At 39.3% G+C, this 16,068-nt stretch carries 12 protein-coding genes; 8 read left to right on the top strand and 4 right to left on the bottom strand.

Annotation, left to right across the window (positions count from 1 at the left end):
* Positions 1-38: 38 nt before the first annotated feature.
* Positions 39-1,070, top strand: a complete 1,032-nt coding sequence (locus tag ACN9MR_RS22280; protein ID WP_426326730.1) for a dipeptide epimerase — start codon at positions 39-41, stop codon at positions 1,068-1,070.
* Here the strand turns inward: ACN9MR_RS22280 and ACN9MR_RS22275 are convergent.
* Positions 1,048-1,245 carry a DUF6358 family protein gene (locus ACN9MR_RS22275; RefSeq protein WP_029277955.1) on the bottom strand — a complete coding sequence of 66 codons (198 nt, stop codon included), beginning with the start codon at positions 1,243-1,245 and terminating at the stop codon, positions 1,048-1,050. The genes ACN9MR_RS22280 and ACN9MR_RS22275 overlap by 23 nt on opposite strands.
* A gap of 153 nt (positions 1,246-1,398) precedes the next feature.
* Complete coding sequence (locus ACN9MR_RS22270) at positions 1,399-1,716, bottom strand: rhodanese-like domain-containing protein (protein WP_029277953.1); 318 nt, start codon at positions 1,714-1,716, stop codon at positions 1,399-1,401.
* Positions 1,717-1,844: 128 nt separating this feature from the next.
* Here ACN9MR_RS22270 and ACN9MR_RS22265 point away from each other — a divergent pair, with 128 nt between their 5' ends.
* The 3 genes from ACN9MR_RS22265 to ACN9MR_RS22255 all read left to right on the top strand — a co-directional run bounded on the left by ACN9MR_RS22265 (position 1,845) and on the right by ACN9MR_RS22255 (position 6,323).
* Complete coding sequence (locus tag ACN9MR_RS22265) at positions 1,845-2,972, top strand: DUF4407 domain-containing protein (protein WP_426326729.1); 1,128 nt, start codon at positions 1,845-1,847, stop codon at positions 2,970-2,972.
* 192 nt (positions 2,973-3,164) lie between these two features.
* Positions 3,165-4,997, top strand: a complete 1,833-nt coding sequence (locus ACN9MR_RS22260; RefSeq protein ID WP_426326728.1) for a M61 family metallopeptidase — start codon at positions 3,165-3,167, stop codon at positions 4,995-4,997.
* Positions 4,998-5,015: 18 nt separating this feature from the next.
* Entirely contained in the window at positions 5,016-6,323 is a 1,308-nt protein-coding gene (locus ACN9MR_RS22255; RefSeq protein ID WP_426326727.1) for a M20/M25/M40 family metallo-hydrolase, read from the top strand.
* Between the two features lie 163 nt (positions 6,324-6,486).
* On the opposite strand, the gene carB is transcribed toward ACN9MR_RS22255, so the two are convergent.
* Both carB and ACN9MR_RS22245 read right to left on the bottom strand, forming a co-directional pair.
* Positions 6,487-9,324: a carbamoyl-phosphate synthase large subunit gene (gene carB, locus ACN9MR_RS22250; protein WP_426326726.1), complete on the bottom strand. Its 2,838-nt coding sequence runs from the start codon at positions 9,322-9,324 to the stop codon at positions 6,487-6,489.
* Positions 9,325-9,534: 210 nt separating this feature from the next.
* On the bottom strand, positions 9,535-9,852 hold the full coding sequence (locus ACN9MR_RS22245) for a carboxypeptidase regulatory-like domain-containing protein (protein WP_057930814.1): 318 nt from the start codon (positions 9,850-9,852) through the stop codon (positions 9,535-9,537).
* Positions 9,853-10,286: 434 nt separating this feature from the next.
* Here ACN9MR_RS22245 and ACN9MR_RS22240 point away from each other — a divergent pair, with 434 nt between their 5' ends.
* The 4 genes from ACN9MR_RS22240 (at position 10,287) to ACN9MR_RS22225 (ending at position 16,056) form a co-directional block, all read left to right on the top strand.
* On the top strand, positions 10,287-10,817 hold the full coding sequence (locus ACN9MR_RS22240; protein WP_426326725.1) for an AAA family ATPase: 531 nt from the start codon (positions 10,287-10,289) through the stop codon (positions 10,815-10,817).
* Between the two features lie 678 nt (positions 10,818-11,495).
* Positions 11,496-13,943, top strand: a complete 2,448-nt coding sequence (locus ACN9MR_RS22235) for a TonB-dependent receptor (RefSeq protein WP_426326724.1) — start codon at positions 11,496-11,498, stop codon at positions 13,941-13,943.
* 121 nt (positions 13,944-14,064) lie between these two features.
* Positions 14,065-14,709 (top strand): thiamine phosphate synthase, encoded by a 645-nt coding sequence (locus tag ACN9MR_RS22230; protein ID WP_426326723.1) that lies wholly within the window; start codon positions 14,065-14,067, stop codon positions 14,707-14,709.
* Positions 14,710-14,769: 60 nt separating this feature from the next.
* Positions 14,770-16,056, top strand: coding sequence for a hypothetical protein (locus ACN9MR_RS22225; protein ID WP_426326722.1), 1,287 nt, complete (start codon positions 14,770-14,772; stop codon positions 16,054-16,056).
* Positions 16,057-16,068: the final 12 nt, after the last annotated feature.

Below are 16,068 nucleotides of genomic sequence, written 5' to 3'. Positions count from 1 at the left end.
AGCAATAATTACCTTATTTATTTAGAAGACGATTGATAATGAAGATTAGTTGCAGACAATTTGAATTAGAATTAAAACATCCTTTTTCGATTTCGAAATTTACACGCACCAGTACACCTTTAATGTTATTAAAGGTTGAACATGAAGGGGTGATAGGTTATGGTGAGGCCTCTATGGTGCCTTATATGGGCGAGAGCTACGAAAGCGCAGCGGCTTTTCTTAGCCTTGTAGATTGGGATAAAATCCAGTATCCATTCGATTTCAAAGAAATTATCAGCTATTTGGATAGCCTTGCTCCAGGTCAGCCGGCCATTAAAGCGGCGATAGATATTGCGCTTAACGATATCAATGGAAAGCTGTTAAATAAGCCCTGTTATGAAATTTACGGTGCGGATCCTGCTAACATGCCGGTAACTTCTTATACCATTGGGATTGATACACCTGAGGTAATCCGCGAGAAACTGAAAGATGCTGAGGCTTTTAAAGTGATCAAAGTTAAACTGGGGAGGGATAACGATCAGGAGATTATCGAAACGATCAGGAGCATGACCAGTGTACCGTTATATGTGGATGCTAACCAGGGTTGGGCAGATAAGATTAAAGCAATCGATTTAATTTATTGGCTGCATAACCAGGGTGTGGTGTTAATCGAGCAGCCTATGGATAAAAATAACCTCGATGGGAATGCATGGTTAACCGAGCGTAGTCCCATCCCGCTGTTAGCTGATGAAGCCGTGCAGCGCTTAGCCGACATGGACAAACTGAAAGGTGCTTATCATGGCATTAACGTAAAACTGATGAAAAGCTGTGGCATGTACGAAGGGCATCAGATGATTTTGAAAGCCCGTTCTTTTGGGATGAAAGTGCTTATTGGCTGTATGAGCGAAACCAGTTGCGCCACTTTGGCTGCAGCTGCTTTGGCTCCTTTATGTAACTGGGCCGATTTGGATGGGCCATGGCTTACCAAGAATAACCCCTTTACTGATCCAGCTTTCGAAAACGGTAAGTATATCTTAAAAGATCTGCCTGGTTTAGGCTTAGCAGGTGTTACTTCTGATCTTTTTCTTTAAAGCTTTTTCTGATGTCTTTGGTAAGTTGATACTTAAAGTAGAACAAACAAGCCGTTGTGCCTACTAAAAAGCCGGCTGGAAGATATTTAGCATTGTTATAACACCAAACCAATCCGAAAATAGAAAGGATAATGGCTAGGTTATAGAAGATATTTAAAGCAAATTTTTTACCCACTGTTTGAGGATTGTAGTGTAAGAGAATTTATTTTTAATGACCAATTTACAATAACCAATTATCAAACAGTATGCTGAGCAAAAAAATCAAAAGCTTAATTCGCGATCTGCAAAGTTTGATAATTGGGATTTAGTTATTGGTTATTTATGAACCTTAGTAAACCGGCATGCTTGGATCAAAAGCTTCTTGCCAAGCTAAAATACCGCCTTTTAAGTTATAAAGATTGTCAAATCCGTATTGTTGCTCCAACTGCATTACTGCTGCTGCGCTTCTTTTCCCGCTGCGGCACTGAATAATTACCGGTTTATCTTTCGCAACCTTATCAGCCTCAATTAAAATTCCACCTAAAGGGATATTCTCGCCTTCAAGATTGGAAACCTCGTATTCGAATGTTTCACGAACATCAATCAATTGAAAATCTTCTTTGTTATCGATTTTCTCTTTTAGTTCTTGTACCGATATTTCTTTCATTTTATTAAATGTATTTATGCAAATATAGGAAAATCAATTTTACGCTCCCCATCAAAAAAATGCCATAAAATTTTGTGTGCAACTGTAACAACTGTAACCCTTAGGCGTTTAATTATAAATAGTTACAAATGGACAAACTGAACCGTTTCTTTTGGTTTTGCTCTGGCGCTCATATCCCGACACTGGAAAAGTATCCTTCAGAACAAAATAAATATACTGGCATTGGCGCCACCATCTTTTTTACAGGCTTATTTGCTGCCCTTTCGGGTGGCTATGCTATGTATTTTGTGTTTAAGGGGGACGATCTGGCCGTAATTTTCGCCATTGTTTTCGGCTTTTTATGGGGGGCAGCCATCTTCAATATGGACCGCTATATCGTGTCGAGCATTAACAAAAGCGCCAGTACCAATAAACAATTGTTGCAGGCTACACCGCGTATCCTGTTGGCTATTATGATCGGTATGGTAATTTCTAGACCCATAGAGCTTAAAATTTTTGATAAAGAAATTAAAGAGCGCCTAAAGGTGAGTTACCTAAATGGTCAGCGTTCTAAAATCGATACCTTGAACAAAGCCTTCGAGAAAAAATATCAGGTAGAATTTGGCAGATTAAATCAACAGAAAGCCACTCGGGATTCGCTTGAAAAAGGAATTAAAGCAGACAGGCAGAAGCTTAATTTCGAGATTTTCGGAAATAAAACCACCGAAACATCAGGGGTAATGGGCTATGGACCGTATGCCAAACGTAAGGAAGCCGAAATTGCACAACGCACGGCAGAATTAGATTCGCTAAAAGCGGCCATCAATAAATCGGAAGGCTTTGTAGATAAACGCAAAGAATTCGATGGCCTGTTTACCGAAAAGCTGTACACTAAAAAACAGTTAGACAGTTTATCTGACATTGCCGGTTTTGCCGATCGTAACTGGGCATTGGGGCAGCTTAAATTTAATGTAGACGGCACACGGGATAACAATACCGCAATTGCCGTTACTTTTATCGGGTTGCTGTTTATCTTTTTTGAATGTTTGCCAGTGTTTGTAAAACTGATGAGTGCACGAGGCCCTTACGATTATGCTATAGCGGATGGAGATGAGGTATCGATTTATCACTCTAAAAAAGACAAGGATTTCCATTTTGAAGTGGCCGATAATATTCATGAAACAAGGGTCGATTCCGAATCGTCAAAGAAGAAGGAAATTATAAAAGGAAAAGCTTACCGCGATCTCGAAAAATACGATTGGGATAGCGAGGGTTAAGGGAAAAGAGGAATGATAGCGCAAGTGGTTCATGGTCAGGTAGTTCATAGCTAAAACGACAAACATATTATCGTGCCAATAAGCCATCAACCATGGACTATCAGACCCTCAACTAAAAACCATTAGGCTATCAACCATTTTACATCATTACATCTTCCATTTTTACTAAATTGCCCTCATAATCCAGATCTTATGAAGAAACTTTTAGGTGCTGCAGTATTTGGTCTATTATCGTTTCAGGCTTTTGCCCAAAATGAGATCAGTTATACGGTTTCCTTTCCAAACGCCATCCATCATGAAGCTGAAATCAGCATGTTTGTCCCGAATGTTCCTGCGGGCACACTAAAGGTTAGAATGAGCAGATCGTCCCCAGGTCGTTATGCTACACATGAGTTTGGAAAAAATGTATATCACCTGAAAGCTTTCGATGCATCAGGAAAACAGCTGGCCATTAAACAAACAGCGGGCGATGTTTACGAAATCCCCAATCATGGCGCCAGTGTAAAAGTAACCTATACACTTTTTGGGAACTGGATTGACGGAACTTATGCTGGTTTCGATGAAACCCATGCACACATGAATATACCGGCAACTTTTGCTTTTCCGGTGGGTATGGATAACAGACCGCGACTGGTTAAATTCAATTATGCCGAAAAACAGGACTGGAAAGTAGCTACGCAGCTTAAACCAATGCCCAATGGGACTTATTTTGCCCCAAACCTTCAATATTTTATGGACAGTCCTACCGAAATTGCCAATTATAAAACGGCAAGCTGGCAGGTTAAAAATACCGATGGTAAAGTACAGACCATCCATTTGATTACACATTCTAACGACGATCAGAAAACCATTGATAACTATGCTGGAATGCTTAAAAAAATGGTCGATGAACATTTTGCTGTTTGGGGCGAATTTCCCACATACGATTATGGTAATTATTATTTCCTGGATGATGTGTATCCGGAGAATGCAGGTGATGGAATGGAGCATAGAAATTCCACTTCGATTGTGCAGCGTACTCCAAAAATTGCAGGTTATGAATCGAACCTACTGGGCACTTTTTCGCATGAATATTTCCACAGCTGGAATGTAGAGCGTTTAAGGCCGAAAACCTTAGAACCCTTCAATTTTGAGCATGCCAATATGAGTGATGAGCTTTGGCTGGCTGAAGGCTTCACCCAATATTATGGCAATCTGCTGTTAACAAGGGCAGGTTTAAAAACTGCCGACAATGCCATACAAACTTTTAATGGCCTGGTAAATACTGTTTTACTCTCGCCAGGCGCAAAAAACTTTTCGCCTATTGAAGCCAGTAGATACGCCGTATTTGCCGACGCAGGTGTAGCTATCGATCAGACCAATAAAGGCAATATTTTTACTTCGTATTATACTTATGGTGCCGCTACTGCCCTGGCTTTAGATCTGCGCTTAAGAACCGAATTTAAGCTTAGTCTTGATGATTATATGCGTGCGCTTTGGAAAACCTATGGTAAACCTGAAATTGCCTATACTGTTCCTGATTTAGAGAAAACCTTAGCAACGCTGACCAAGGATCCTGCATTCGCTGCCGATTTCTTTAAACGATATATTTACGGTACCGAAAAGAACAATTATGCCGAGCTGCTTTTAAATGCAGGCCTTGTTTTGCGCAAAGCAAATCCCGGTAAAGCTTTTGCTGGCTTTGGTAAGATTAATACGCTGGATGGAAAATTGATTTTAGGTCAAACGCTGATGGGCACACCAGCTTATGAGGCAGGTTTAGATGTTGATAATGTATTGCTATCCATCGATGGTGAGGTATTAAAAGATCTTGCTGCAGTTACGGCCATTACAGATGCCCACAAACCCGGTGATGTACTGAAGGTTACTTATCTTTACCGTGGAGAAGAGAAAACAGCTCAATTAACCTTGACAGAAGATCCGGCTTTAGAAATTGTTGCCATTGAAAAAACAGGCGGGAATTTAATACCGGCCATGCAGACTTTTAGAGATAAATGGTTAACATCGCAGGTTAAATCTAAATAGCAAAAAAATACTTATTATATGAAGAAAATATTCTTTTTTACCCTTATCGGGATGGCAAGTTTGCAGCTTAAAGCGCAAAACATCGATAAAATTATCACCCGCGAATACACCGATCACCTGATTAAGACCTTAAGTGCCGATGATATGCAGGGGCGTGCAACTTTTACGCCAGGCATTGATAAAGCGGCTACTTTTATCGAATCTGAATTTAAAAAGATCGGTTTACAACCTTTACCTGGTGAGAAAACTTTCCGTCAAACTTTTAACAAATACCAGGTTACCAACCAAAGTACGATTGTTAAAATAGATGGACAGGAAATTGCACCTGCAAACATAATGGTTACGGGCGTTACCACAGAAAGTGTTACACTAGATAAGTCGAACACCACTGTTGTTAAGTTAGACCCTGAAAAGCCTTTTGTAGCGCAGTTCAGAACCATGCTGAACACTGATAAAAACCAGATCGTTTTAGTCGACAGTAAGTTTGCTGATCTTTTTAACCGTTATAAAGATCATTTCAGCAAACCTGCAACCGTTGATGAGAAAAATGTTAAAGCGACGACAAGTGCTGTGCAGGTTTTTGTTTTAGGTAAAGATGCTGCAGCAGATTTTTCGGCAACATTTAAAAGTAAGGTAGATAAAATGCCTTTATTTAATGTAGCTGGGGTAATTCCTGGTAAATCGAAAGCGAAAGAAATCGTGGTTTTCTCAGGTCATTATGATCATTTAGGCTTTTTAAAAAGTGTTGATGGCGATAGTATTGCCAATGGTGCAGATGATGATGCTTCAGGCACAACCGCTATGATTGCGCTTGCCAAGTATTACAAAGCACAGAAAAACAATGAGCGTACTTTAATTTTTGTTGCCTTTACTGCTGAAGAAATCGGTGGTTTCGGTGCAAAATATTTCTCTGAAAAACTAAACCCTGATGATGTAGTGGCCATGTTCAATATTGAGATGATTGGTAAGGACTCGAAATTTGGTAAAAATACCGCATTTATTACCGGTTATGAAAGATCTGATTTTGGGAAGATTTTGCAGAAAAATTTAGCTGGGACTGAATTTACTTTCCATCCAGACCCCTATCCAGATCAGAACTTATTCTATAGAAGTGATAATGCAACTTTAGCTGCTTTAGGCGTTCCGGCGCACACCATCAGTACCGATAAAATTGATATCGATAAATTGTACCATAGTGTGAAAGACGAATACAGTTCTTTAGACGTAGAAAATATCCTTTCTACCATCAAAGCGATCGCAAAGAGCGCAACTACCATTGTAAACGGAACGGATACACCAACGCGGATTCCGAAGTTGAAGCAATAAAATATAATGCGATCGTCACCCTGAATTTATTTCAGGGTCTTAATAACAGAAAAGATGCTGAAATAAATTCAGCATGACGAACAACATAATAAAACATCACAAAAACAAAGGCCAGTGAAAATCATCACTGGCCTTTGTTATTTTATAAGTCTTAATGAGCAGATTACTTACTCAAGTACATCGATTTGTCTTTGTAAAGCTTACGGAAGTAAGGATCTTCCAAATCTTTGATGAAACGGATCGCCTCACCTGTAGATTTCATTTCAGGACCTAATTCTTTCGCTACTTCTGGGAATTTCTCGTAAGAGAAAACCGGTTCTTTAATGGCATAACCTTTAAGTTTACGAACGATCGTAAAATCTTTCAGTTTCGCTACACCCAGCATAATTTTAGCTGCGATATTGATGTATGGAACATCGTAAGCTTTTGCGATGAAAGGAACCGTACGCGATGCCCGGGGGTTTGCCTCGATTACATAAACTTTCTCATCCTTAATGGCGAACTGAATGTTTAATAAACCACGTACATCTAATGCTTTTGCAATTTTGACTGAGTATTCTTCCATTGCTTTAGTTACCGTTTCTGATAAGCTGAATGTAGGTAATACTGCAAATGAATCTCCTGAGTGGATACCTGCAGGCTCGATGTGCTCCATCATACCCACAATGTGTACATCCTCACCATCAGAAATCGAATCAGATTCTGCTTCTTCTGCCCTGTCTAAAAAGTGATCGATCAATACACGGTTGCCCGGTAAATCCCCTAATAATTTTACTACTGCTTTTTCCAGGTCTTCATCGTTGATTACGATGCTCATGCCCTGTCCACCCAATACATAACTCGGACGGACCAATACAGGGTAACCTACTTCGTTTGCTACAACGATTGCTTCTTCAGCATTCTCTGCAACACCATATTTTGGATAAGGGATATCTAATTCTTTCAACAGGTCTGAGAAACGGCCACGGTCTTCGGCAATATCCATATTCTCGAAAGATGTTCCGATAATCTTGATGCCTCTTTCTGTTAATTTCTCAGCCATTTTCAAAGCTGTTTGTCCACCCAATTGAACGATAACGCCCACTGGTTTTTCCAGCTCGATAATTTCGCGAACATGTTCCCAGAATACTGGCTCGAAATATAATTTATCGGCCATGTTAAAGTCTGTTGAAACCGTTTCAGGGTTACAGTTAATCATGATAGCCTCGAAACCTGTTTCTTTTGCAGCCAATAAACCATGTACACAAGAGTAATCGAATTCGATACCCTGACCTATACGGTTAGGGCCTGAACCCAATACAATTACCTTTTTCTTATCAGATGGAACAGATTCGTTTTCCTCTTCGAAAGTAGAATAGTAGTATGGTGTTTTGGCCGGGAACTCCGCAGCACAAGTATCAACCATTTTATATACCCTGTTTATGCCTAAAGCTTTACGGCGATCATAAACTTCATCTTCAGTAACATTGCCTAATAACCAGGCGATCTGGATATCAGAGAAACCTTTTTGTTTAAGTGTTACGAAGAAATCCTGCGGGATATTGTTTAGTGAATATCTTTTTAGTTCAGTTTCGAGCAATACAAGCTCCTGGATCTGATTTAAGAACCATTTATCAATTTTGGTTACCTTACGGATAGACTCCAAAGGTACACCCATTGCCATGGCATCTTTTATTAAGAACAAACGGTTCCATGAAGCATGCTCCAGACCGTCCATAATCTCTTCGATATTGCGTACTTGTCTGCCATCTGCACCTAAACCAGCGCGGTTGATCTCTAAACTCTGACAAGCTTTTTGCAGTGCTTCGATAAAAGTACGGCCAATTGCCATTACCTCACCAACCGATTTCATCTGCAGGCCAAGCTCTTTGTTCGCGCCTTTAAATTTATCGAAGTTCCAGCGAGGTATTTTAACGATTACATAATCTAAAGTAGGCTCGAAATATGCTGAGGTAGTTTTGGTAATCTGATTTTCAATTTCATCCAGGTTGTAACCGATTGCCAGTTTTGCTGCAATTTTTGCAATTGGATAACCGGTTGCCTTACTTGCCAAAGCTGATGAACGTGATACACGTGGGTTAATTTCGATGGCGATAATTTCATCGTTTGCAGGGTTAACCGAAAACTGAACGTTACAGCCGCCGGCGAAGTTACCGATTGCACGCATCATTTTGATCGCCTGGTTACGCATTTCCTGGTAACAACGATCAGATAGGGTCATTGCCGGGGCAACAGTGATCGAATCTCCTGTGTGGATACCCATCGGATCGAAGTTTTCGATCGAACAGATAATGATTACGTTATCGTTGCTGTCTCTTAATAACTCTAACTCATATTCTTTCCAGCCTAAAACGGCTTTCTCTACTAATACTTCATGCGTTGGCGAAGCCTCTAAACCACGTTTTAAAGCGGCATCGAACTCTTCTTTTTTGTGTACGAAACCACCACCAGAACCACCTAAGGTGTATGATGGACGGATTACCAATGGGTAACCGATTTCTTGTGCTGCTTCTTTACCTTCTAAAAATGAGTTGGCAATTTTCGATTCTGCAACACCTACGCCGATATCAACCATTAACTGGCGGAAAGATTCACGGTTTTCGGTTTTTTCAATTGCAGCAACATCTACACCAACTACTTTTACACCATATTTTTCCCAAACACCACGTTCTTCAGCTTCTTTACAAAGGTTTAATGCAGTTTGGCCTCCCATGGTAGGAAGTACCGCATCAATTCTAGGTAAATCTGCAGAGTCGATATGCTCTTGTAAAATAACCTCTATTGAATCAACAGTTAACGGGCGCAGGTAAACATGGTCGCCGATAACCTTGTCCGTCATAATTGTAGCCGGATTGGAGTTGATAATGGAAACGGTAATCCCTTCTTCTTTTAAAGAAAGAGCCGCTTGCGAACCCGAGTAATCAAATTCACAGGCTTGGCCAATAATAATTGGTCCAGATCCGATAATCAGTACTGAGCGTATGGAAGTGTCTTTAGGCATGATAAAGCTTAAACAATAATTAAAATTCTAAAGTGTTGGTTCTTTTGAAACCCTGAAAGCAACGAGATTTTGTGCTTGTAAGAAGAAAAATCCCAACTGTTCTGTCGGGATGCAAAGATACATCTTTAGCGTGATTTTAAGGCGTTTTTTTTAAAATAAAAAAGAGCACTATTTAAGTGCTCTTTTTAGATTTTTCTTTTGCGAAATAGGCTATTGCTGTAATTTAATTTCGCCTAAATCTGTAGTGGCGCTATCTTTTACGGCAACCTTTTCTATTACAGCATCTTTGTATGGTGCATTGGCTTTTACAACAACGGTATAAACGCCTTCTTTGAGGTTAGTAAAAGTAAAAACACCTTGGCTAATCTGCGCTTTTAGCGTGTCTGTCGCCGCTACAAGCGAAACAGCAGAAGCCGCATCACCCGGCGTAATTTTTCCTATTATTCCACCCAATTTAATATTTGTAAAGGCAATTGAACCTAAAGCAAATACAATTAGAAGGGATAATACAACACATAACTTTTTCATGGTATAACGTTTTAGTTGTTGATGTCTTAAATAAATAACACCATTTAGTACAAATAGTTTTAAATAATGAACACTAATTTTAAGATTGTACTATTAAATATACACGACTGTCAAAATCGAATGTACGGTTTTATTGTAAATGTTAATTAGTGTTAAAAGAATTTCTTAAAAATAGGGCTACACGTCAGAATTAAGTCACGAAGTTGTGATGTTAGAAATATTGGCAATAATGTTGTAATAAGCAGAACATATATACGTTTTGTATATACTTTAGACAATGATCTAAAGCTTCCTCCGCGGATTAGTTACCCGCCATGAGGATTTCTTCATAAATAGTTTGTTTGGTTTATTATCCGGTTAGAGGAGCCCTCCTCAACCGGATTTTTTCTTTTAAGCCTTTTTCTTTTACATTTGACCATATTCAGAAACATATCGTGAATAAAAACATTAAAAAGATCGCTGTTGTTGGCCCGGAAAGTACGGGAAAATCTACTATATCTCAATTGCTGGCAAAATATTACAAAGTTTCGTGGGTGCCGGAGTATGCCCGCTATTACTGCGAAAACCTGGTTGCCGATTATACCCTGCAGGATGAAGTGAACATGTATTACGGGCAGGTAGCTTTAGAAGATGCTATTTTAGTAACGACCGAAAGCGATTTTATTATTTGTGATACGACTTTTATTACGGTGAAGATCTGGAGCGATGAAGTATTAGGTGAAACACCACAGCTAGTGCTGGATGCACTGCATAAGAGACCATACGACCTGTATCTGTTAATGGACATCGATTTGCCCTGGCAAGACGATCCGCTGCGCGATTTTCCGGATAAGCGCGAATATTTTATGCAGGTTTGGCATAAGGAACTGAAAGCACTAAATGCGAATTATAAAGTAATTGGTGGATTGGGTGATGATAGGATAACAAATGCCATTAAGGCCATTGATGTTTTTTTGGGTGTATAAGAAAATAGATGTTTCTTGATTAAATTCATGGCATTTGGTTTCAAAATGCCAGGCTCAGCGTCGCTCATTTCCCATTAATAATAAAATGTTGTTCTTTTTAGGAAATGAAGGGGCATTGTTTCATGGATGCTGGGACGATTCGTGGGTAGCCAATATTTAATTGGCGTTTTCGTTCCGTAGGAACGTTTGGTGATCATCCGTTAATATTTATACCAGCCTGGCCACCTAAACCCGATTGGAACGGATGCCGATTTTTCTTCAAAATTGGCAGGAGGGAAAGCGGGGCTGAAAAAGCCATGCACACTGAACCGTTCATTTTCTAATCCTAAGCACCAGCAAATTCATTAAACTACGCTATAAAGCTGTCAATTTTATCCAATTACCCTATAAAGCTTCAAAAACCGTTCGAATTGCTAAATATTTTCTACATTTGCACCATCATTAGGGGTGCCTTGTTTAAATAAACACAAAAACAGGCTGAGATCATACCCATTTTATAGGTAAAAGGTAGAAGGTAAAAAGGTGGAGGGTAAAACCCTAAGCCCTAAACCTCCAAAACCTTAAACCTTATAAATGCACCTGATCCGGGTAATGCCGGCGTAGGGATTGGAGTTATGGAAGTTTAACTGAAAATCGGCAATGCCCCTTTTCCGATGGGTTTAACTAAAAACAATAAAATTGAAAAATTTACTTTTTGCAGCACTTGTTGCAATGTTGCCTTTCTTTGCATCGGCACAAATTACTGTTACCGGTAAGGTAACAGATCAAAACCAACAGCCACTTCCCGGCGCTACGGTTAAATTAAGAAATCAAAAAACGGCAGTAGTTAGCGATGCCTCGGGAAACTACACCATCACAAACCTTAGTGATGGAAAATACACGATTGTAGTAAGTTATGTAGGTTATAAAACAATCGAAAAAGCTGTAGAACTTAAACAGCATACTCCAATCGATTTTAGCCTCTTGCCTCAAAATTTCCTGGCAGATGAGGTGATTGTCCGTGCAACACGGGCTACAGAAAAATCTGCAACTACCTACAAAAATATTGGCAAGGAAGAAATTCAGCAGAATAACTTCGGACAAGATCTGCCTTTCATCCTTCAAAATACACCGGGCGTTGTGGTTAATTCTGATGCCGGTGCTGGCGTAGGGTATACAGGAATCCGTATCCGTGGTAGCGACAATAGCAGGATTAATGTAACCGTTAACGGCATTCCAATCAACGACAGCGAAAGTCAAGGTACGTTTTATGTAAACATGCCCGATTTTGCTTCATCTGTAGATAACATACAGATTCAGCGCGGTGTAGGTACTTCAACCAACGGTGCAGGTGCATTCGGTGCGAGTTTAAATATCCAGACAACGGCCAGCGAAATGGAGCCTTATGCTGAAATAAACAGCACCTATGGCAGTTTTGATACCTGGAAAAATACTGTAAAGGTAGGAACAGGTTTGATTAACAACCGCTTTAGTTTTGATGGTCGTTTATCTAGAATTAGTTCTGACGGCTATGTAGACCGTGGCTCATCGTTGCTTAAATCTTATTTTCTATCCGGAGCTTACCATGGAAATAAAGACCTGTTGCGTATAAATGTTTTTTCTGGAAACGAGAAAACTTATCAATCGTGGAACGGTATTCCGCAGTCGCGCTTAGAAAATGATGTGGTTGGAATGAATGCCTATATTGCCAGAAACGGATTAGGTGCAGAAGATGCTGCAAATCTTCTAAACTCGGGCAGAACTTACAACAGTTTCTTGTACAATAACCAAACCGATAACTATACACAAAACCATTATCAGTTAATTTATGCCAGACAGTTTTCTGATCAGTTTTCTTTTAACGGCGCTTTACACTATACTAAAGGCGAAGGTTATTATGAAGAATACAAGGCGCAGGATGAACTGAAAAATTATGGATTAAATCCGGTTGTTATTCCGGGAGGAGCACCAGTTACCGAAACGGATTTAATCCGTCGACGTTGGTTGGATAACGATTTTTATGGTGTTACTTATGCCTTTAATTACGTGCCTCAAAAGAATTTAAACTTTACTTTGGGCGGTGCATATAACGAATATAAAGGTGCACATTTCGGGCAGGTGATCTGGGCACAATATGCTTCAAATGGAAATATAGACAGGCACTATTATGATAACGATGGTTTTAAAACCGATTTTAACGTTTATGGTAAAGTAAACTATAGCCCGGTAGAATCGTTAAGCTTATTTGCCGACCTACAGTACCGCAGGGTGTATTTCGATGTTGCCGGAACGGAAAATAAACTAAACACTTTGGCTATTAATGAAACCTTGAATTTCTTTAACCCGAAATTTGGTGCAACATATTTTATCAATCCACAGAGTAATGTTTATGCCTCATTTAGTGTGGCCAACAAAGAGCCTAACAGAGATGATTATACAGATGCTGCGGTAGCAGGTATCTCTCCAAAACCTGAACGTTTGAATGATGTAGAGTTAGGTTACCGATTTAAAAATGATAAATTTAATTTAGGTGCCAATGCTTACGGAATGTTTTATAAAAACCAATTGGTGGTTACCGGGCAAATAAACGATGTTGGAGCCAACTATCGTCAGAACGTAGACAGAAGCTATCGTTTAGGGATTGAGGTAGATGGTTCTTATATCATTAGCCAGCAATTTGTACTAAACGCCAATGCCGCATTGAGTAGAAACAAAATCAAGAACTTTACCGAATATTATGAAGATTACGATAATGGCGGATTTGTTGTAAACAACTACAAATTGACTGATATTTCTTATTCTCCGAAAGCTGTTCTTTTTGGGGAGCTGGTTTACAAACCTGTTAGTGGTTTTGCTGTAGCCTTACAGAGCAAATATGTAAGCAAACAATACCTGGATAATACGCAGAACAATGATAGGACCATTAACGGTTACTGGGTAAGCAATGCACGTTTGGGCTACGACTTTAAATTTGCAGGTGTTAAAAACGTAAACCTGGGTTTATTGGTAAATAATATTTTCGATAAGAAATACGAAAGCAATGGTTATACTTATGGCTACCAGGCAGGTGGAAGCAGGGTAACCGAAAACTTCTTTTACCCACAAGCGGGAACTAACTTTTTGCTAAGCCTGAACGTTAAGTTTTAGAAAGGCTTAACGTTAAAAAAACAGGGATCGTCATTGCGGGATACACTTGCAATGGCGATTTTGTTTATATTGCCCTCCTGATCTTAAAATCAAATCATCTTAAAAATCCTGTTCACCCAGTATGAAATATATAGAGAAACTTCATTACATCACGCACGATATCCCGCATTTAAGCCATATCGAACAGGTGCAACAGGCCTGCGAGGCTGGTGCAAAATGGATCCAGTACCGTTGCCTGAGCAAAAGTGATGAAGAACTCTTACAGGATATTAATGCGATTGCCGAAATCTGTGATGATTGGGGTACCACCTTAATCGTTACCGATCATGTTCATTTAAATGGAAAGGCCGATATTCAGGGCTTTCATATTGAAGATATGGATGCCGATTTTATCACCCTGCGCAAACAGGTTGGGCATGATATTACCCTTGGAGGATCTGCAAATACAATGGAAAATTTAATCAGACTTGCCAAAGAAGGAGCCGATTATGCTGGTTATGGTCCATTTGCAGAAACTGAAACCAAGCCCAATAATTATGCGCCTTTGGGTACCGAGGGCTATCAACAGGTAATAAAAGAATTGAAGGCTCAGGCCATCAGTATTCCGGTATTGGCTGTGGGCGGGATAAAGACCTACGATGTAGAAGCTTTAATGCAAACCGGTATTTATGGTATCGCCGTTTCCGGAGCTATTAATTTTACAGATGATTTTATCGAAGCCTATCAAGATTTTTACACATTAGTTAAAGAAAGCGCTGTTAATTAACATTTTATAATTTGAAGCCCGTAGGATAATTTTTAGTTTTGGATAAAACCCAGCTAAAATATGTCTGAAAACGCTCTTCAAACCAACGTACCCTGGAATATTTATAAAAAAATCTCTTTCAGGTTCTTTTTCCTCCTCTTGTCTCTTTTCATTATACTGTATAACAATGGCGCTTTTCCATTTTTCTACTATGTAATGCAGTACCCAGCCATGATGCTAGAAAGTTTAATCCCATGGTTATCTGAGCATATTTTTCAAAGCGATTTAAAAATTCATACGAGCGGAAGTGGCGATACTTCCTATAAATGGGCGTTATTGCTCTTTATGTTTTTGGTATCGGTAGTGGGCTGCATCCTTTGGTCGGTTTTCGACCGTAAACGCAAGAGCTACAATGCTGCCTATTACTGGCTCATTGTTCTGGTACGCTTTTATCTGGCTTTTACGCTTGTAATGTATGGGGCTATTAAAGTGATCAAGCTCCAGTTTTACGATTCATCTTTAGACAGGTTGCTCACTCCTTTTGGTGATGCCTCGCCCATGGGGTTGGCCTGGAGATTCCTCGGATTTTCTAAAGGTTACAATATTTTTATGGGCATTATCGAAATTTCTGCAATTTTATTGTTATTCCGCAGAACGGTAATTGTTGGTGCATTTCTGGCGCTGGCTGCGACAGCACACGTAATGTCAATGAACTATTTTTTCGATGTTCCGGTAAAGCTGCTGTCTACAGCACTGGTGGTGATGTGTCTGTTTATTTTAGCCCCTCATTTTTTTAAGTTATATAAATTTTTTGTTAAATATGAAAGCCAGCAGCTCGAAAGAATGTATCGTCCAAAGTATAAAAAAAGATGGCACTTTATTTTGGTATATATATGTAAATATCTGTATATAGCTGTTTCAATGCTTTTCTTATTCCCGTCATTAATGACGCGATATAAAACTTATGGCGATGGTGCACCTAAACCATTTTTATATGGTATTTATAATGTTGAAAGCATGAAAGTTAAAGGTGAAACATTGGCACCTTTAACTACTGATAGTACGCGATGGAAACAGATGATTATTAATTATTCAGGGTACGTAAGGATAAAGAAGATGAATGATAGTTCCGCCAATTTCACTACTGTTTTTGATCAGAAGAAAAAAGAATTGCTGCTAAAATCAACCGATAAAGACTCCACTAAATATGTTTTCAACTATAATGTTATTGGAAAAGATAGGCTGATTCTTTCGGGCTTAAGAGAAAAAGATTCCATATCGGTAAGTTTTAAGCGAAAAGATCTTAAAGATTTTAAACTCATCAACAGGGGCTTCCATTGGGTGAGTGAATATCCATACAATCGTTAATCATTTTACCCC

Origin of the sequence: Pedobacter sp. R-06, from assembly GCF_049913135.1 — a bacterium.
Classification (GTDB): domain Bacteria; phylum Bacteroidota; class Bacteroidia; order Sphingobacteriales; family Sphingobacteriaceae; genus Pedobacter.
Note: the sequence above shows the minus strand (reverse complement) of the source record. Positions and strands in the feature narration are given on the sequence as shown.